Origin of the sequence: Sporosarcina sp. FSL K6-1540 (assembly GCF_038620285.1) — a bacterium.
GTDB lineage: Bacteria > Bacillota > Bacilli > Bacillales_A > Planococcaceae > Sporosarcina > Sporosarcina psychrophila.
Genome location: NZ_CP152018.1, coordinates 3,633,212 through 3,653,474 on the forward strand (window position 1 = coordinate 3,633,212; position 20,263 = coordinate 3,653,474).

15 protein-coding genes are annotated in these 20,263 nt (G+C 37.7%); 13 read left to right on the top strand and 2 right to left on the bottom strand.

Annotation, left to right across the window (positions count from 1 at the left end; genetic code table 11):
- The first annotated feature begins 369 nt into the window (after positions 1-369).
- From MKY15_RS17155 to MKY15_RS17180, 6 genes are all read left to right on the top strand, one after another.
- Positions 370-1,557, top strand: a complete 1,188-nt coding sequence (locus tag MKY15_RS17155; protein WP_187047563.1) for a branched-chain amino acid ABC transporter substrate-binding protein — start codon at positions 370-372, stop codon at positions 1,555-1,557.
- Positions 1,558-1,699: 142 nt separating this feature from the next.
- Positions 1,700-2,686, top strand: coding sequence for a branched-chain amino acid ABC transporter permease (locus tag MKY15_RS17160; RefSeq protein WP_187047564.1), 987 nt, complete (start codon positions 1,700-1,702; stop codon positions 2,684-2,686).
- 9 nt (positions 2,687-2,695) lie between these two features.
- Positions 2,696-3,982, top strand: coding sequence for a branched-chain amino acid ABC transporter permease (locus MKY15_RS17165; RefSeq protein WP_067208567.1), 1,287 nt, complete (start codon positions 2,696-2,698; stop codon positions 3,980-3,982).
- A gap of 18 nt (positions 3,983-4,000) precedes the next feature.
- The gene (locus MKY15_RS17170) at positions 4,001-4,777 is read left to right on the top strand and encodes an ABC transporter ATP-binding protein (protein ID WP_067208570.1); all 777 of its coding nucleotides are present in this window, start codon (positions 4,001-4,003) and stop codon (positions 4,775-4,777) included.
- Between the two features lie 11 nt (positions 4,778-4,788).
- Positions 4,789-5,490, top strand: a complete 702-nt coding sequence (locus MKY15_RS17175) for an ABC transporter ATP-binding protein (protein WP_187047565.1) — start codon at positions 4,789-4,791, stop codon at positions 5,488-5,490.
- A 396-nt stretch (positions 5,491-5,886) separates the two neighbouring features.
- Complete coding sequence (locus MKY15_RS17180) at positions 5,887-6,105, top strand: TIGR00366 family protein (protein WP_255428653.1); 219 nt, start codon at positions 5,887-5,889, stop codon at positions 6,103-6,105.
- Between the two features lie 485 nt (positions 6,106-6,590).
- Here MKY15_RS17180 and MKY15_RS17185 read toward each other — a convergent pair whose 3' ends face one another.
- Positions 6,591-7,424 (bottom strand): TetR/AcrR family transcriptional regulator, encoded by an 834-nt coding sequence (locus MKY15_RS17185; RefSeq protein ID WP_067208575.1) that lies wholly within the window; start codon positions 7,422-7,424, stop codon positions 6,591-6,593.
- Between the two features lie 100 nt (positions 7,425-7,524).
- Between MKY15_RS17185 and MKY15_RS17190 the strand changes: the two genes are divergently transcribed.
- The 5 genes from MKY15_RS17190 (at position 7,525) to MKY15_RS17210 (ending at position 15,618) form a co-directional block, all read left to right on the top strand.
- Positions 7,525-10,611 carry an efflux RND transporter permease subunit gene (locus MKY15_RS17190; RefSeq protein WP_187047566.1) on the top strand — a complete coding sequence of 1,029 codons (3,087 nt, stop codon included), beginning with the start codon at positions 7,525-7,527 and terminating at the stop codon, positions 10,609-10,611.
- 370 nt (positions 10,612-10,981) lie between these two features.
- The gene (locus MKY15_RS17195; RefSeq protein WP_342538089.1) at positions 10,982-11,188 is read left to right on the top strand and encodes a hypothetical protein; all 207 of its coding nucleotides are present in this window, start codon (positions 10,982-10,984) and stop codon (positions 11,186-11,188) included.
- A 773-nt stretch (positions 11,189-11,961) separates the two neighbouring features.
- The gene (locus tag MKY15_RS17200; protein ID WP_342538090.1) at positions 11,962-14,010 is read left to right on the top strand and encodes a BglG family transcription antiterminator; all 2,049 of its coding nucleotides are present in this window, start codon (positions 11,962-11,964) and stop codon (positions 14,008-14,010) included.
- Between the two features lie 68 nt (positions 14,011-14,078).
- On the top strand, positions 14,079-14,354 hold the full coding sequence (locus tag MKY15_RS17205) for a PTS sugar transporter subunit IIB (protein WP_067208583.1): 276 nt from the start codon (positions 14,079-14,081) through the stop codon (positions 14,352-14,354).
- A gap of 1 nt (position 14,355) precedes the next feature.
- A complete protein-coding gene (locus tag MKY15_RS17210) occupies positions 14,356-15,618 on the top strand; it encodes a PTS ascorbate transporter subunit IIC (RefSeq protein ID WP_067208586.1) in 1,263 nt (420 codons plus the stop codon).
- Between the two features lie 982 nt (positions 15,619-16,600).
- Here the strand turns inward: MKY15_RS17210 and MKY15_RS17215 are convergent.
- Positions 16,601-17,974 (bottom strand): sigma 54-interacting transcriptional regulator, encoded by a 1,374-nt coding sequence (locus MKY15_RS17215; RefSeq protein WP_342538091.1) that lies wholly within the window; start codon positions 17,972-17,974, stop codon positions 16,601-16,603.
- 205 nt (positions 17,975-18,179) lie between these two features.
- Here MKY15_RS17215 and MKY15_RS17220 point away from each other — a divergent pair, with 205 nt between their 5' ends.
- Both MKY15_RS17220 and MKY15_RS17225 read left to right on the top strand, forming a co-directional pair.
- On the top strand, positions 18,180-19,163 hold the full coding sequence (locus MKY15_RS17220) for a proline racemase family protein (protein WP_342538092.1): 984 nt from the start codon (positions 18,180-18,182) through the stop codon (positions 19,161-19,163).
- Between the two features lie 34 nt (positions 19,164-19,197).
- Positions 19,198-20,178, top strand: a complete 981-nt coding sequence (locus MKY15_RS17225) for a proline dehydrogenase family protein (protein WP_187047569.1) — start codon at positions 19,198-19,200, stop codon at positions 20,176-20,178.
- The last annotated feature ends 85 nt before the right edge of the window (positions 20,179-20,263 follow it).

Below are 20,263 nucleotides of genomic sequence, written 5' to 3' on the forward strand. Positions count from 1 at the left end.
TTGACTGGTCAATGCCTATACGTTTAATAGTAGAGAACTGAATATGCAAGTACAACAGCAATTTGATTACAGATTCATTACGCGTCCGTAAAAATAACGGGATATCTTGGACTTGCATCCAACTTTAGTTAACATTTGCCGTAGGCAGCTTAAATCATAGACTTCTCTCGGTTCACTGGTTGAACTGGGGAGAGGTTTTTTTATTGAATATGGCACAAAACAAACATTCTTTTGTGGATTTCTCATTATTGTGCTTAACTGGAACTAAATTCCTGAAAATAAAAATGAATAATCTGTCCTAATTCTTGTTTCTAATCAATATACATATACAAAGGCTTGTACTTCAATTAAGAAGAATGGGGGGTCAACATGAAGGTCAAAAAATCTTTAGCTTTATTGTTAGCGGGAGTTTTGGTGGTAGGTATGTTAGTGGGCTGTGGTTCAAAGCCCAAAACGACTGGGGGAAAAGATTTACCGATTATTAAAATCGCTACTCAGACACCACTATCAGGAGGTAGTGCCGCAATTGGAGAAGTAATTAAGCTAGGTGCACAGCTTGCATTAGACGACCAAAAGGAAAAGTTTAAAGAATTAGGATTTGAGTTGCAACTCGTCCCTTTCGATGACCAAGCCGATCCCAAAAAAGGGGTGGCCAATGCTCAATTAATAGGTGCAGATAAATCTATATTCGCAGTTGTCGGTCACTTCAACTCAGGTGTTGCTATCCCATCTTCAGAAGTATATGAAAAATACAGTATTCCAATGGTTTCACCAGCCAACTCAGCAACTGAAGTTACAGATAGAGGATTAAAAACAGTGAATCGTATTGTTGCTCGAGATGATTCTCAAGGTCCAGCAGGGGCTGATTATGCAGTTAACACTTTAAAAGCAAAGAAAATCTTTATCGTTCAAGATAAAACAGCATACGGTACGGGGCTTGCGAAAGCCTTCGAAAAAGGTGCTGAAGATGCAGGAGCTGAAATTCTTGGGTTTGAAGGGATTACGCTTGGAGAGAAAGATTTTAATGGAGTTCTAAACCAAATCCTTTCTAAGAAACCAGATCTAGTATACTTCGGGGGAATCTACGCAGAAGGCGGGCTATTAATAAAACAAGCGAGAGAAAAAGGTATTGATATCCCGATTATGGGTGGAGACGGATTAGATTCTTCTACACTCGTTGAAATTGCTGGAGATGCAATTAAAAATACGTACATTACTACTCTAGCAGGAGATCCTGCTGAATCAGAAGCTGGAAAAGAGTTTATGGAAAGGTACAAAGAAATTAACAATCGTGATGCAGAAGCATACTCAGTATACGGCTATGACACTATGGGAGTGGTATTAAAAGGTATCGAGAATGCAATTACAGCAAATAATAATAAATTGCCGACACGCGAGCAAGTAAGAGATGCTGTTCGTGGAATAAAAGATTATCAAGGTGTGTTGACAACAGTAAGCTTTGATGACATTGGCGACAATAAGTATGCAAAAGTATTTATTTTTAATTATAAAGAAGCTAGTTATCCACCGCAATTAGAAGGTGAAGTCGAAAATTAAGTAGCTTGGAAGGGTACGATTCATTTTGACTGTCTAGCTCCAGGCGCCAGCTCCTCGGTCATAAGTCAGACCGGCTTATGTCTGTCGGAGCTGTGCGGCGCCTTGCGCTTTCTTTTATACACCTTGGACAAGGAGGTAGCTTATGCTGAACGAAATAATACAAACGATCCCGCAAGTCTTGATTGATGGCCTTGCCCTAGGAACTGTGTATGCTGTAATTGCTTTAGGGTACACAATGGTTTATGGGATATTAGAATTAATTAACTTTGCACACGGGGAAATCTTTATGACAGGTGCTTTTATTGGGACAGCCCTATTAATCTTTATGACAGGCACTGGATGGGGGGCGGCGCTACCTGCCATTGTTATGCTAATTATTGTACTCATTGTAACTGCTTTCCTTACAGGTTTTTTGGGGATGGGTATTGAAAGATTGGCATATAGACCATTACGCAATGCACCTAGATTAATCCCGCTTATTACAGCGATTGGCATTTCATTTTTATTACAAGATATTGTAAGATTCATAGCAGAATTAACAAAAGGAAACTACATTGTAACGGGACCTAGTCTTTTTACAGAACAAGTTTTGATTAAAACTTCTTCCATAAGTTCCATTTTTAATGATGCATCTATAAAAACATCATTTATTATTGTGTTAGTTACAGCGGTAATTATGATGATTGCTCTAGATATATTTGTGAATAGGACAAGATGGGGAATGGCGATGCGGGCTGTTGCACAAGATCGAGAAACAGCTTCCTTGATGACAGTAAATGTGAATAAAGTTATTTCAATAACCTTTTTTGTAGGATCTGCTCTTGGGGGCGCAACGGGGGTATTATTTGCTGTACAATACGGAACCATAGATCCTTATATTGGATTTATTCTTGGGTTGAAGGCATTTACCGCGGCAGTAATAGGGGGCATAGGAAATATTCGTGGCGCAATGATTGGCGGTTTACTACTTGGGGTATTAGAAATGTTTGCATCTGCTAATTTAACACTTTTAACTGGTGGAGTATTTGGTGCCGAATACAAAGATGTGTTTGCGTTTGCGATATTGATCATCGTGTTACTTTTTAAACCGGAGGGCTTATTAGGCAAACCGGTCACTGAGAAAGTGTAGGTGAGAAGATTGAAAACTCTATGGAAAAAATATGAACAAAACAAACTTGCGCATGGAATCTTTCTTCTAATTTACATCGGAGTTACATCACTAAGTTTATATACGGCACAGAAGTCAGTTGCCGCCTTTCTACTTCTATTAACTTCGTTATTACTACTATATTTTACAAAGTTTACTAATCTCACAAAATGGTTGATAGCGGGTTTTGTACTAGTGTTTTTACTGCCGTTCACAGCTAGTAATGGTGATGCTTATCAATCTTACATGGAAGTTTCGACACTTGTTGGTATCTATATTGCTATGGCTTTAGGATTAAATATTGTAGTTGGTATGGCTGGGCTTCTTGATTTGGGTTTTGTAGCATTTTTCGCAGTTGGGGCATACACATATGGTATTTTTGCTACAGCGCAAGCATCTAATTTTATGCCATTTGGAACTTTCCCTTTATCGGGAGAAAGCTTTTGGCTATTTATTATCATAGGTGGATTGGTAGCTGCGTTGTTTGGAATTCTACTTGGAATTCCAGTTCTCCGGGTTAAGGGAGATTATCTAGCTATTGTTACGTTAGGTTTTGGAGAGATCATTAGAATTATATTTAATAATCTAGATCGCCCCATTAATATAACAAACGGTGCAATGGGGATTTCTTCCGTAACTCCACCTAGATTATTTGGGATCGATTTCCTATATCCTAGCCAATTTTATTACATTGTACTTGTTCTCCTATTTTTCACGATCTTTACAGTTCGTCGTTTTGAACACTCCAAAATAGGGCGTTCGTGGAAGGCTGTTAGGGAAAATGAAATAGCTGCTCAAGCTATGGGTGTACCTTTAGTTCGGACAAAACTAATGGCGTTTGCGATTGGTGCTACCTTCTCAGGGATGATGGGTGTCGTCTTTGCTGCTAAACAAGCATTTGTAGACCCTACAAGCTTTACACTACTTGAGTCAATTACGATATTAGTAATGGTGGTTTTGGGTGGTATGGGAAGTGTCCCGGGCGTTATTCTTGGGGCGGCCGTTATGACGATTCTGAATCTCCAAGTATTGACGGAAATGACAAATTGGTTAAATCAACTAAGCTTGTCGGGGATAATTTCGATTCCATATGCATTATCACCAGCTAAAATGCAACGTTTCATATTTGGAGCCCTATTAATCCTCTTTGCTTTATATAGACCAAAGGGACTCTTGCCAGCAAAAAACCGTATATTTATCGAAAAGGATTTACAAGGAGTAAATAGGAAAGCTAAGTTAGTAACAACGCAGGAACAATCGGAAAATGAGAAGCTGTAGCAGAAGGGGGTGCAGTAATTGTCTATTTTAGAAGTTCGAAATATAACAAAAAAATTTGGCGGTCTAACAGCAAATCAAGATGTATCAATGACAGTAGAGAAAAACTCAATTACAGCAGTTATTGGACCGAATGGTGCTGGAAAAACAACATTTTTTAATATGATAACCGGTATTTATCAGCCAACGTCGGGCATAATCCTCCTTGAAAATGAAAAAATAAACGGATTAAAGCCGCATGACGTTTCAAAAAAAGGGATTTCGAGGACATTTCAAAATATCCGTTTGTTTAATGAAATGTCAGTACTTGAAAATGTCCTCGTTGGTATGCATACCCATTTAAAAGCAGGTCTAATGGGTATTTTATTAAATCTTCCTGCCATTCGGAAGGAAGAGAAGGCTTCAGAAATGAATGCATATAACTTATTGGAATATGTAGGACTAGCTCATCTTTTAAATGAAAAAGCATGTAATCTAAGCTATGGCGCACAAAGAAGACTGGAAATTGCAAGAGCCCTTGCTGCTAATCCAAAGGTTTTATTATTAGATGAACCTGCGGCAGGCATGAATCCAAAAGAAACAAAAAATCTAACTCAGCTTATACAGAGCATGAAACATGAATTCAATCTAACCGTTATCTTGATTGAGCACGATATGAAGCTCGTCATGGAAATCTCCGAACATATTGTTGTATTGGATCATGGCGAAAAAATTGCGGAAGGTAAGCCTGAGAACATCAGAAATAATCCAAAGGTTATAGAAGCATACCTAGGATCGGGAGCTATTCAAACGGGATAGGGGGACACTATATGCTTCAATTAGTAAATGTTGAATCCTATTATGGTGGTATACATGCCTTAAAGGGTATAGACGTGTTAGTGAAAAAGGGAGAAATTGTAACACTTATAGGTAGTAATGGAGCTGGAAAATCAACCACACTAAAAACCATAAGCGGATTGGTGAAAGTAAAGACTGGCAACATTATATATAATGGACAGGAAATCTCAAACAAGCCTGCCCATGAAACGACTTTATTAGGAATTGCTCATGTTCCCGAAGGTAGAAGGATTTTTTCGAAACTGTCGGTTAAGGAGAATTTGCTAATGGGAGCATTCTCTGTGAAAAATAAAAATGTGATTAATGAAAGAATGGAAAGAGTATTTCACTATTTCCCGAAATTAAAAGATCGTATCGAGCAAAAGGGCGGTACGATGAGCGGAGGGGAACAGCAAATGCTTGCCATTGGGAGAGCACTCATGATGGAACCGGATTTATTAATGCTAGACGAACCTTCAATGGGGCTTGCCCCAATAATTGTGGAACAAATTTTTGAAATCATAAAAGAATTAAATCGAGAAGGCATAACCATTTTACTTGTGGAACAAAATGCTTATCAAGCGCTGCAAATTGCGCATAGAGGTTATGTTATTCAAACAGGAGAAATAAAACTTCAAGGAAACGGCTATGATTTGATTACTAATGAAGAAGTCCGCGAAGCGTATTTGGCATAGTAGCAAGTAAGATTTTAAGTTTAGGATTTTGTAGCCAATCTATTCAAAAACGCTTAGATATTAAATATCCAAGCGTTTTTTTAGGTGTTGTAACAGATGTATTAGGTACGTATTAGCATTGCGTTAGTTAAGAAGGCTGGGTTCGCGTTGATTTCGGAATTTCTTTATATCCTACTCACTTAATACTGAATTGTGTCGTAATTATATGCCTAATTTAGTATATAAATACTTTCACTTAGAGAAAGAGCTATCTTCTGTAAATAGTTGCAGAAAATTTCTTAGCGTAAAAGAATTATACGCATCTTTTTTCGTTTTAATACCTAATCTCCATTTATTGCCGGAATATACTCAGCCATTCTAGGGTTGTTTCTCCCTTCAGACGGTGGAAAGTGGATTGTGGAAGCGCCGTACTTGCTCGCTGCCGCAAAAGGATTAAATATGAGCATGGCCTGGATTGTGCAAGTATACAATGCTTCAGAAGCACTTCCCAACATGATAAATCCATTCTTTATGTTACCTTTATTGGGTGTCCTTGATGTCAAAGCAAAAGATCGCGCTGGATATTCCATTTTGCAACTGATTTTTCACGATCCTGTTGTCCTTTTCTTAGTGTAGATCTTAGCAAAACAATGCCCTATATTTGAATAGTATGTTTAATAGATTTTGAGCCCTTGGGAACTCCAGTAAGAGTTTCCAAGGGCTCTTTGTAGTATTGTGTTATGGGATATTCACTAGTGTTGTTGTTTTCCCTTAAAGGAGATTTCAAATGAAGTGAGAAGTAGCACACCTTCATACAAATTTTCAACTGACCAATCCTCTTAGCTCAGTAGATTTTTGGACTTCGATAACAATGCGTTCATTATTTGTCTGATAGACTATCGAATTTTTATCTGCTTGCATTAACGCTTTTGTTGCTTCCTCAACTATGTCTTGTTGATTTTGGGGCAATTATTTCATCGTTCCTATCAATAGTGGTGATTTTATCATTAAAGTCAGTGTTATCTTTGTAAAAATTCCGAGCAGATTCAAGGATTTGTTTCGTATTTCCATAATTAATGGCGAGTACAATTGACCTGCCCAAAAGTCTAATCCTATGTCATTTAAAACCCAAAATAATTCCGAAGTAAATAAGCCACCCATTTACAATGAGGATGATTTCGAATGTTTTCGAGTAACCCTTTCACAAGAGCAGGACTTAAAGTAGGTTTAAGTAGCTGTTGCTTAAGCAGAATTAACGATTCTTTTTCAATAGAATCCTCAATTTCTTTTATATTTTGTTCAATGATTTCAAGGATTTGCTCCTTTGTTGTTTCTTCCTGCATTGGTTGTTTAAACAGTTGAACTAGCTCGTTTGAAATAAATGGAAGGGTAATGTGCTTGGCTAGTATATTCGTTTTCTCAACCAGCGATTGAGCAAGTAATTTCGAATCTAATGGCAAGTTATAGAATAAAAATAACTCTGAATAGTTTTTCATAAAGCCTTTAATGCAGTAAATTAAATCGTGCTTTATCTGTTCAATTTCTTCGCCGTATAATCGTTCAACCATCGATAAAATTACTTTCTCCATCAATTGATCGTATGCACGAATTTTTAAGATGAACTCTTCGTTAAATGATTGCATTTGTTCTTTAATAAGAATTTTGCCAAAGTCAGAGTGCTTATGAAAAGAATCGAAAGTCGTGTAATAAAAATTGAATAACAAATCTTCATCATTTTTCGTGGTATTGACTTCGTAGTCAATACTGGTTATAAATTGGATCATAAAATGATCAATCAATGCTAAAATCAATTCGTCCTTTGACTTGAAAGATAGGTAGAAGGCGCCTTTAGAAATCCCGCAATGTGCTGTTATCTGTTGTACAGAGGTAGCTTCAAAACCTTGTTCTGCAAAAAGTTCTAAAGCCTTATCCATAATTAGTTGTTTTTTTATCATTATGATTATATCGCTCCTAGGGTTTATCATTGACAACTGACTCGTTAGTCATTAGTATAAATATTTGAGTTCGTAAAGTCAATTTGGGGAAGGTGTAAGAATGAAAGGGTTAGTCAATTTTGTCCTAAAGAATAAATTAGCAGTATGGCTACTTACAATTATCATTGTTGTATCCGGTATATATTCAAGTACACAAATGAAAACGGAGACGTTGCCAGATATATCAATTCCTTACTTAATGGTAATGGGTGTCTATCCTGGAGCTACTCCAGAGCAAGTGATGAAAGATGTCTCCATTCCATTAGAGAAAGCGGTAGACAATCTTGAACATGTGAAAGCCGTTTTTTCAAATTCTTATTCTAATATGTCAAGTATTCAAGTGGAATACGAATATGGCATAGATATGGAAGAGGCGAAACGTGCATTAACTTCTGCACTAGATGCAGTGTCTTTACCAGAAGGAGCACAAGCGCCAACGATTACAGCAATTAGCATGAATATGATGCCGGTTGTCGCACTAAGTGTAAGTAGTCAAACAGAAGATATTGTTGAATTAACGTCAACAGTAGAGGAAATACTACTTCCGAAAATCGAGAAAATCGATGGAATTGCATCTGCAACGATTGCAGGTCAGCATATTGAAGAAGTGCAACTTACGTATAAAGATGAAAAGATGGCTGCACTGGGCATAACGCCAGATACAGTCAAGCAAATGATCGAAGCAAGTGATTTAGCTGTGTCACTGGGTCTTTACGAGTTTGAAGAAGGTGAGCAAGCTGTTTCAGTAGACGGCAAGTTCATGACTGCTGATGAATTAAAGGAAATGCTTATTCCTGTAACACCATCCGCAACAAACACAGCACCATTTGTGAAGCTTAGCGATATTGCTACAATTGATGTCGTAGGTAGAGAAGAGTCGGTTTCACGTACAAACGGTGAAAATGCCATTGCCATTCAAATTATTAAAGGGCAACAAGCAAACACAGTTGATGTTGTAAACGCTGTGAAGGACTTAATTAAAGAAGAACAGAAAACAATAGACGGTCTTGTCATCGATGTATCACTTGACCAAGGTGCGCCAATTGAAGCTTCAGTATCAACGATGATTGAAAAAGCGTTATTTGGTGGTTTGATCGCCATTTTAATCATTCTTCTGTTCCTTCGTGATTTCAAATCAACAATTATTTCGATCATATCCATTCCAGTTTCGATTTTCATGGCTTTACTGTTACTAAACTGGTTGGGTATTACGTTAAATATTATGACGCTTGGTGCGATTACGGTTGCCATCGGACGTGTAATCGATGACTCGATTGTCGTCGTTGAAAATATTTATCGTCGTTTGCATTTAAAAACAGAAAAATTATCAGGCCGGGCACTTGTGCGTGAAGCGACGATTGAAATGTTCAAACCAATCATGTCTTCAACATTAGTGACAGTTGCGGTATTTGCGCCACTTATTTTCGTTGGTGGTATGGTCGGTGAGCTATTCTTACCGTTTGCATTAACAATGACGTTTGCGCTTGTTGCTTCGTTAATTGTTGCCATTACAATTGTACCTGCATTATCTCACTTCTTATTTAAGAAAAAGTTATATAGTGAGAAGACAGAAAGCCGCCATAAAGAGGTCGGTAAATTAGCTACATGGTACAAAGGTGTTCTGGGCTGGACATTAAACCATAAAGTCATTACTTCACTAATTGCTGTCGTTATGTTGGCAGGCAGTGTGGCATTAACGCCATTAATTGGTTTTAGCTTTATGGGTAGTGAAGAAGAAAAAGTGATGTACTTAACGTACACGCCGGAAACAGGCGAGCTAATGGAAGATACGTTAGCAAATATTGAAATTGTAGAACAAAAGTTATTGAAAAATAAAGATATTGACATTGTTCAACTATCTGTTACTGATTCCGGCGATGCAATGTCCGCGATGATGGGCGGAGGATCTGGTGGCGCTTTAATGTACCTCATTTTCGACCCGGATATGAAGAACTTTGCGGAAGCTCGTACGGAAATTGAAGACTATGTGTTCGACATTGGTCAATCAGGCGAATGGAAGAGCCAAGACTTCACTTCAATGTCAATGCCTACGGGTGGGGTTAGCTACACATTCTACAGTGAAAATTTAGATAAACTAAATGAAGCTGTAAAAATGGTAGAAGGTGTTATAAATGAAAACGATCGCTTAGAAGATGTTTCTTCAAGTGCAAAAGATGCTTACGTTGAATACAAATTCAAAGTAGAGCAAGATGAATTACTGCAGTATGGCTTAACAACGGGGCAAATCGTCATGATGCTAAACCCGATGCGTACAAACGATGTATTAACAACGGTTGAAAAAGATAAAAATACATTAGAAGTAATCGTGCAGCAAGAAGAAGCTGTACAACCAAAATCAATCGATGATCTTTTGGCGACAGAGATACCGACAGCACTCGGTACGACAATGAAACTTTCTGAGCTGGTAACAGTTGAGGAAGGGACAACGTTAAATGCACTTGCTCGAAGCCAAGGTGAATATTACGCAACAGTTTCAGGAACAATCATTGATGCTGATATTTCAAAAGCGACATCTGAAGTAGATAAAGCAATTGATAAACTTGATTTACCTAAAGGTGTTACGGTCGGTGTTGCTGGTGTGGCAGCGGATATGACGGAAACATTTACACAACTTATTGTGGCAATGCTTGCGGCAGTAGCAATTGTCTTCTTCATCCTGGTTGTAACATTCCGTGAGGGCGTCGCACCATTCGCGATTCTCGTCTCGTTACCATTTGCAGTCATTGGTTCATTTGTTGGTTTATTAATCGCGGGTGAAACAATCTCTGTATCGGTCATGATGGGGCTATTAATGTTAATCGGTATCGTTGTTACGAACGCGATTGTACTAGTAGACCGTATTATCCGTATGGAACGTAGCGGTTTGAAAATGCGTGAAGCAGTTCTTGAAGCGGGTGTGACGCGTTTACGTCCAATTCTTATGACTGCGATTGCTACGATCGGTGCACTAATTCCATTAGCAATTGGATCAGGCGGCGGTGGCGGTTTGATCTCCAAAGGTCTTGGTATTACAGTAATCGGTGGTTTAATCAGTTCAACGTTATTGACACTGATTGTTGTTCCGATCGCTTACGAACTATTATCCAAGCTTTTCAAGAAAAACCGTAAAGAAATAGAAGAAGATTAATTGATCTAACTAACAAAAACGACCTCATCTATTTATAGATGAGGTCGTTTTTGTTAGTGGATGCTACCTACGGATACCAAACAAAATCACTTTCACATGTGGCACTCTATATTAAGCAATAAAATCAATTCATCTTTCTGAATTTCTCAATTGCTTCCTTTGAAAGTTAGGTTCAAGTTCTTTAAACCAATGATCCCCGCTCAATCTATTCGATTATTATGACGATGTGTCACATGGATTAATCGACAAAGCCATATTTTTCGATGTTTTTATGAAGTTTGATGTGTCAGTGGAGTTAAAGCTTCCTTGGTGAATTAAAGTGAAATCGAGGTATAATTGGGGCAGCAGTACTGTGTTTTGGCGGTGAAAATTGGGTCAGGTTGAATTGCAAGTGTATGCTAAATGCCACAAGCAGCTAGCTGGAAACTTCGATCAGTTTCAAGAGCGCTGTATATCGATCGAATACATTGAAGAATACATGATATTTACAGTCTCTTTAGCGGATGAAGAGCTAGAGCCTGTTTATGCTTGGAGAGGATTTGGAAATTATAGGACGAGCATGGAATACGCTGTCTGATTGACCAGAGGATTTCGTATCGTACATTGAAAAGGGCATACTATTTTCTGGGGATGGAGGACGAAAGTCTACTTACTTTGGTCTCAATTCATGTATTTATGTTTTACAATAAAGGAGTTTTGACTGAAGTATTTTAAGAGTACTTGAAAGTTTATATGGACAAATTATTGTTATCAAATGGCTCGCTGTGAAGGGTGCCTGGGACTAACGTATTAGTACTATATATGTTGAATTAAAGAATCCCATTGAATTTACTGTGGCGCTCAATAAGGAGAGAGTTGTATTTCGGGGTGTGGATTGTAGAACACTCGGCGCTTTGGAGATGCCTTTTCCGCGCCTGCGCTAGGGTATTCATTATCGAGAGAAATGTGATTTTGAGATGTATATGCCGAGACTATAATGTGATTACTAGTTGCTACTAATTCTATTCAAGAAAGATGCACTCCAGGTTGCAGATCTCATCACAAATTATGAAATGCTCTTTCTCACATAGACCATCCACAAAGCGTCGAAGCGGTATTGGCGGGAATTCTAATTAGTTCTAAGTATTGGGACTTTTTTTAGCGGCCTCCCAAAAGCCCTTGTAAAGCGCATACGCCGTATTCATTTGTTCAACATATATAGATCCCTAAAATTAAGTGGAAATGCCCAAAGTTAAATACGATAGAAAAGTGAATACCAATAGAACACGAACACTCAGACAACTTTTGTGACCAAATGTAATATTAAGTGAAAGCGTTTTCGAGTATAGTTTTTGTAAGGGGGAGCTAGTTATGTTGGAGAGCAGAAGCTTGAATACATATTTCCAATTAATGAAATTGAAGCCAGTACAGCTATCCTGGTTTATTGACATGCTGAACTTATCCGGACGTCAGTTTCAATATGATGTAGAAAAAATAAATAACTACTTAATTGGCGAGGGAATGTCACCGATTCGCATTTCAAATGACCGAATTCTCATACCAACTGAGGTTATTAATTTTTGGAAAGATAACAACACAGATTTTACAACAAATCAATTTTCTTTTGACCAGGAAGAACGCGTGATCATTATCTTGTTATATACCTTTATCAGGCGCGAACCCCTTTCTAATTTTCACTTTCAAAATACTTTTGGAATTAGTAAAAATACTGTCAGTGCAGATGTAAAACGGGTCAATCGGTTTTGTATCGATTTCCGAGTTGAGATGCGCTATACACGTGAGCAAGGATATCATTTAAAAGGATCAGAAGAAGATAAGCGGAATTTGATGCTCAAGGCGATTTCAATATTGAAAGTTAAGCCACATGCACATGAGAAATTCACTTTTATATTTCAGCAGCAACAGTTTGAGAATCAATATGATCTTTATCAGCAAATTTTGAAGGATTTTGAACAGCAATATTCATTTACATTCATTGAAGAAAGATTGGATGAATTTATTTACTTACTTCAAATGATCCATATTCGCCAACGGCAACAAAAAAGGGTGTTGATTTATCCGGATACGGTGAGTTTTCTAGAAAAGAAAAAAGCTTTCATAGTTTCGGGATTGATTCAGCAACGTTTAGGATATACGACTCACCCGGAAGAAGTATCCTTTCTAACAATCCAGCTGCTCGGTATATGCCAAGGAGAAGTTAGCCCTACTAGGACTGATACTCTGCTTGAAATCACGGAACAAATTGTTGTTAGTTTTGAACGTTATGCATGTATCCAATTGCTAGATAGAAACAAAGCAATTGAAACGTTATATTTGCATTTTAAACCGGCTTATTACCGAATGCTCTTTAAAATACCAATTACAAATGCGTTGCTTGCTGAAATTAAGGAAGAGCATCATGATTTGTTTACAGTTGTAAAGGAAGTACTAAAACCTATTGAAGAAATGCTGAATATTAAAATACCTGAAGATGAGGTTGGCTTCCTTACCCTTCATTTTGGTGGGTTACTTAAATTGGATAGTGAGAGTCAAAGCAAAGTATTCAGGGCTCTAATTGTTTGTCCAAATGGGATTAGTTCAAGCATAATGCTAGAAAACCAATTAAAATCGCTTTTTCCGCAATTTCATTGGACTTCATCGCTTTCATCCTATGACTTTCAGCATCTCGATGAAGCGAAGTATGATTTAGTATTTTCCACTGTTTTACTTAAAACAAAAAAACCGTTGTATATGATTAGACCGATCATGAGCGAAATGGAAAAGAATGAACTCGTCCAAACGGTAAAAGGGATGACGCTTCAACAGCCTTACCATTATCCAACTTCGGATGAATTAATGAAAATCGTTCGCCAATATGCAGACATCAAACAGCCAGAGTTGTTAAAAAGTGCATTGCAGCACGCGTTATTTCAAAAGGATAGCTTGAATACGAGGAGGAAACAACCGGTGCTAAAAGATTTATTAATCGAAGAAAATATTCAATTTATGGATGAAATCGAAAATTGGAAAGATGCAATCAAGAAAGCAGCAGAACCGCTACTGTTAAACGATTCAATTACAAATCAATATATTGACGTAATGATTGAGAACGTTGAGACAATGGGACCGTACATTATCATTGGAGAGCAAATTGCAATCCCTCATGCACGCCCAGAATTCGGTGTTAAAAAATTAGGAATGAGCTTGTTGAAACTAAAAAAATCTGCGCACTTATTAAACAGTGAAGCCAATCAAGTTGAAATATTTATTTGTTTAGCTGCGATTGATAATCAAACACACCTAAAGGCGTTGGCTCAATTGACAAAGTTGTTAAGTGATCCTATTAAATTGCAATATTTAAAGGAGGCGAAGACAAAACAGGATATTCTTGACTTAGTTTCAGAGTTCTCAGTTCAGTAGGTTTGTAACGTTCTATATAAGAAATTGAAAAGTACGATTAAAACAAGCAATCATAGGAGGAATATAAGATGAAAATTTTAGCAGTGTGTGGGAACGGACTAGGAACGAGTTTTATTCTGTCAATGAACGTAAATAAAGCACTAAAAGAATTGAATATTGATGCCGAATGCAAAAATATGGACTTAGCGAGTGCAAAATCAGAGGCAGCTGATTACTACATTGGTACCCCTGAAATTATGGAACAATTGCAAGACGGTAATAGAAAAACAATTGGTATCATTAATATGGTCAGTGCAGTTGAAATCCAGAAAGCGTTGACTTCTCATATCTTAGGGGAGCAATAATATGTTTGATCTGATAATGAAGGATATTTTAGGAACACCTGCCATTTTGGTTGGTTTGTTCGCTTTATTTGGTTTACTATTGCAGAAGAAAGCAATTACTGATGTTGTTTCTGGAACATTAAAAACCATAATGGGCTTCATTATTCTTGGAGCAGGTGCGGCTGTATTAGTAGGTTCACTTGACATCTTCGGAAATATGTTTGAAAAAGCATTCAATATTCAAGGTGTTATCCCGAACAATGAAGCAATTGTAGCTATGGCACAAACTGCTTTCGGTGCTGAAACAGCTATGATTATGTTAATTGGTATGCTGGTTAACATAGTCATAGCAAGATACACGAAATTTAAATACATCTTCTTAACTGGGCATCACACAATGTTCATGGCCTGTTTACTTGCTGCTGTTCTGTCAACTTCGGGCATGGGTAGTGTAATGATAGTAATCGTAGGCTCACTTATTTTAGGTGCATTAATGGTTCTACTACCTGCAATGCTACAACCTACAGTAAGAGAAATTACGGGCTCGGATGATATTGCTGTAGGTCACTTCGGTTCATTCGGTTATTTTGTAGCAGCTAAAGTTGCTAAATTGACTGGAGACAAAACGAAATCGACTGAAGATGTAAAAGTGCCAAAATCACTTGGGTTCTTACGTGATTCTTCTGTAGCATTGGCATTAACAATGGCAATTATGTTCTTTGTGGTTGCTTTGGTTGTTGGTCCTACATACATTGAAGAAAACCTGAGCGATGGTGCAAACTTCTTAGTGTTCTCTTTGTTACAGGCAATTACGTTCGCCGCGGGTGTATTCATTATCTTGGCGGGTGTTCGTATGTTAATAGCGGAAATCGTTCCTGCATTTAAGGGAATCGCAGATAAAATTGTTCCAAATGCGAAACCTGCATTAGACGTTCCTATCGTATTCCCATTTGCACCAAACGCAGTTATCATTGGATTCTTATCAAGCTTTGCAGCAGGACTGTTAAGTATGTTTTTACTACCGCTTGCAGGGTTAGCTGTTATCGTCCCCGGACTCGTTCCACACTTCTTCTGTGGAGCTGCTTCCGGAGTATTCGGCAACGCAGTGGGTGGGCGTAGAGGTGCTATAATTGGTGCTTTTGTACAAGGATTGTTAATCAGTTTCCTTCCCGCAATGTTGATGCCCGTTCTAGGTTCACTTGGATTTGAAGGTACAACTTTTGGTGATTCTGATTTCGGTGTTATAGGTATTCTAATAGGATATATAATCAATTTCTTCAACTAATTCAACTAATAACCCTAAGGGCTCCTTTTATGGAGTGCTTAGGGTTATTTTCATTTCTGTATATAGGAGTTTGAATCTCGGAAAAAGTCCTTGTAATTGGAATGAATTAGGATTCCCCCTAATACCGCTTCGACGCTTTGTGGATGCCTCCCGCGATAAGCCAGAAAGGAAACCACTTTCAGTCTTATCGCTCCGGCTAGCACGAAGACGCGCCTGCGCTGGATGGTCTATTTGAGAAAGCGCATTTCATTATCTGTGATGGAATCTGCAACCTAGAGTGCGTCTTTCTTGAATACAATTAGTATCAAGTAGTAATCGCCTTGTGATCTCGGCATATTCATCTCAAAATCACATTTCTCTCGATAATGAACACCCTATCGAAGGTATGGAAAAGGCATCTCCAAAGCGCTAAGTGTTCTACAATCCACACCCCGAAATACAACTCTCTCCTTATTGAGCGCCACAGTAAATTCAATGGTAACCTTTAAATCAACATATATAATCAATTTCTTTTCAAAAAGAGTATCCTTTTGCGGATTCTAACCTAAATAAAGTGTGAAAACGCAATGATCAGTCGGTCATTGCGTGTAGGGAGCGATTATTTAGTGAAGTTCCAACCGGTTAAAACAAAAGAAATATTAAATGAAGCTGTATCATTAGTTCGACGATTCTATATGGGGATGAAAGTGCTTAAGGAATCATTTGCTCAGTGAATCTTCGGAACAGGTCCAACTTTAAACGTGGCGACCGACAATGGCCTTGCGCATGCAGCGAAACTATTCGGTGTTACGGTCTAGGCTCCATAGAAATCGGTCGTCATCCGGGTGTGATTACAGTCACTTTGCAGGTACGGAAGTCATATCTTGCTCAAGCAAAGCTATGGGATATTGTTGATTAAGATGAAAAACAGAGTGGGCTACCAATTTTGGTAGTTCACTCTGTTTTTTGCGAAGAACTATAGGTAGAAACTGTTCGCCTTAATTTAAACATCAATATTATACTGTTTAATTTTATTATAAAGACTGACTCTCGAAATACCTAATTTTTTTGCTGCGGCACTTTTGTTTCCGTATGTTTCAATAAGTACTTCTTTGATACGCTCATGTTCCAATTGAGCTTTCTCTTGGGCTAATCCTTTTTTGTTTACAAGGTTGTCAGTTGTGACGGGGAATATAGCCATAATGTCTTCTGCATGAATCGTTGAATTATCAATAATGATAATCATTCGTTCAACAACATTTCGTAGTTCTCGAATATTACCTGGCCACTGGTAGTTTATGAACATCTCCATGGCGCTGTTCAGAAGTGTGGGTATTTCTTTTTGATATTTTGCGCAATACTCTTGAACGAAACTAGTGACTAAAATTGGGATATCCTCGATTCGCTCTCGGAGTGGGGAGATTTTCAAAGTAACAACATTTAAGCGGTAATATAAATCTTCGCGGAATAGCCCTTTTTTAATCATGTCTTCTAAATTACTATTAGTTGCAGCGACGATTCGGCTATTTACTTTTATTGATACGTTGCCTCCTATTCGAGAAACTTCTCTTTCTTGTAAGACACGAAGTAACTTTACTTGCATATCAAGAGGTAACATCCCAATTTCGTCTAGAAATAATGTACCGCCGTCAGCCATCTCCACTTTTCCAGCTTTTCCGTCCTTGTGAGCGCCTGTAAAAGATCCTTTTTCATACCCAAAGAACTCGCTTTCGAAAAGAGCTTCGGGAATTGCACCACAATTTATGGGGATAAAAGGTTGATCTTTACGTAAGCTTGCTTCGTGTACGCCTTGTGCAAAAAGTTCTTTACCTACACCACTTTCCCCTTGAATTAACACCGTCGCATCTGTCTTCGCAACTTTTAACGCTAATTCCTTTGTGGATTGTATGGCACTACTATGTCCTTTAATTTCAGAGAAAGGACCTATTTGTCCCTGTAAATTATATTGTTGTTTGACCTTTTGTAATTCTGTAGTTGTTAATGATAACTTTTCATTTAATTTTACAATGCTTGTTATGTCTTGATCGATTGAAATGGCTCCGATTAAGTTCCCATCACTATCTAGAATAGGGGATGAGCTTATGAGGACATGCTTATCCGGGAGGGGTTGATGATAGACATTATAAACGGGCTTTTTCGTTTCAAGAATCTCTAATAACTTTAAATCTTCCTTTTTAAAAAAGGTACTAATCTTGTTGTTTTTTATAGCTGCCAGCGGTATTCCGTAAATTTGTTCAGCTTGAGAATTCCAATATTCTACTTCTCCTAAGGCGTTAATAATGGCAATTGCATCAGAACTCGTTTCGATTAATGTGTTCAAATAATAGTGCGAATGTTCAATGGGGATAGTATTCATTGCTTACAACATCCTCCCTGAGTAAAGTTGTTAGTGTTAATTTTGTATTTACAATACTGTAAACTTAATGAACAGTTCCTATTGTAATGAATTATACGAACGATTGCAATATGGTGATTAGATATACTTTTGTGAGTTGGCACGCTTCTTGCAAGTATAGTAGTGATCAAGAAATAACTATGTACTTGGGAGGTATAAACGCTTTATGGTGATGATAGGGAAAAGTATACGGACGATTGATGCTCATACTATGGGTGAAGCAGCCAGAATAGTGATTGATGGGATCCCATCAATCCAAGGGAATAGCATGATGCAAAAGAAAAACTATATGCAAACTGAAATGGATCATATACGGAAGCTGCTGATGCATGAACCAAGAGGTCATTTGAATATGTTTGGTGCAATTTTAACCGAACCTTGCAATGTGGAATGTGATCTTGGTGTATTATTTATGGATAGTGGCGGCTATCTAAATATGTGTGGGCATGGAACGATTGCGGCTGTAACAATAGCAATCGATCAAGGGCTGATTGAGAAACGGGACAAGGTAATATTGGATACACCCTCTGGAGTTGTTGAATGTTATATCGTGTACGAAAATGACAAAGTTAAAGAAGTTTCCTTTATTAACGTACCCGCATTTTTGTTGAAAAGGAATGTAAGCGTTTTAGTAGATAGCGTAGGGCATGTCAATTTGGATATATCATTCGGCGGTAGTTTCTTTGCGATTGTGGATGCCAAGCAATTCAATTTGGAATTAAATATTGAAGAACAAGATAAAATTGCGGCACTTGGAATTGCGATTAGGAAAGCTGTAAATGAGCAACTAACAATAGTACATCCTGAAATTCCAGAAATTAATACAGTTGACCTTGTGGAATTTAGTTTAGAAGTAGAAAAGAATCACTATAAAAATACAGTTGTTTTTGGAGACGGACAAATTGACAGATCGCCTTGTGGAACAGGGACATGCGCGAAACTTGCAACATTAGATCTTAACAAAGGTGAAGAAATCATCCAAGAAAGTATCATTGGATCACGATTTAAAGGGGCAGTCGTTGATTATACGGAAGTCCAAAATATTAAAGCAATTATACCGAAGATTACTGGATCTGCTTGGATGACAGGGATTCATCAGTTTTCATTGGATGCAACAGACCCATATGTAGAAGGTTTTTTATTAAAATAATTAATAGTAATCACACAAAATGGAGGTATTGATCATGGGATTAACAAGAGATTTCTTTATTTTACTGTCACAAAACAAAGTTTTGAATAGCGGTGCAAAACGATGGGGGTTAAAACTAGGGGCACAGTCAGTTGTTGCAGGAACGAGCGTTGAACAAATGGTAGAAAGCGTAAAGCAATTAAATGCAAAAGGTATTGCTGCAACAATCGATAACCTTGGGGAATTTGTTTTCGAGAAGCAAGAGGCGATTGAGGCAAAAACACAAATCCTAGCAGTCATCGAAGCGATTCATGAACATGCATTGGACGCGCATATTTCTTTGAAGCCTACACAGCTTGGCTTAGATATTGACTATGATTTCTGCTTAGATAATCTAAAAGAAATTGTTGCAAAAGCAAACGACTATGCTATATTCATCAATTTTGATATGGAGGATTATGGACATTTACAGCCATCCTTTGACATCATTGATGAGCTTTCAAATGACTACACGAATATCGGAACAGTTATCCAAGCCTATTTTTATGAGGCGGATGAAAACCTTCAGAAATACAAAGACTACCGCATGCGAATCGTTAAAGGTGCTTACAAAGAGCCAGAAAACTTAGCGTATCAAGATAAAAAAGATATTGATCAGAATTATATTCGATTGATTGAATATCATTTGCTGAATGGTAAATTTTCGTCTATCGCAACACATGACCATCATGTTATCAATCATGTTAAAAAGTTTGCGAAAGATAATAATATCTCCAAGGACAAGTTTGAATTCCAAATGCTATATGGCTTTCGGAATGAATTACAACTGGAGCTTGCTAATGAGGGGTATAAATTCTGTACATATGTACCATTTGGAGTAGATTGGTATGGCTATTTCATGCGTCGACTGGCGGAGCGGCCACAAAACCTTAATCTTGTTGCGAAGCAGATGTTCAATAAAAAGACCAATACAATGATCGGCATTGGGGCTAGCGCATTTTTATTAGGTAGAGTCAGTAAAAAGAAAAGAATCTAAGCATATCAGCTAGCTATTTTTGGGGATGTACTAAACGATCTTATATGAAAATATGCATTTTTAGATGCGAAATTTAGGGGGAATT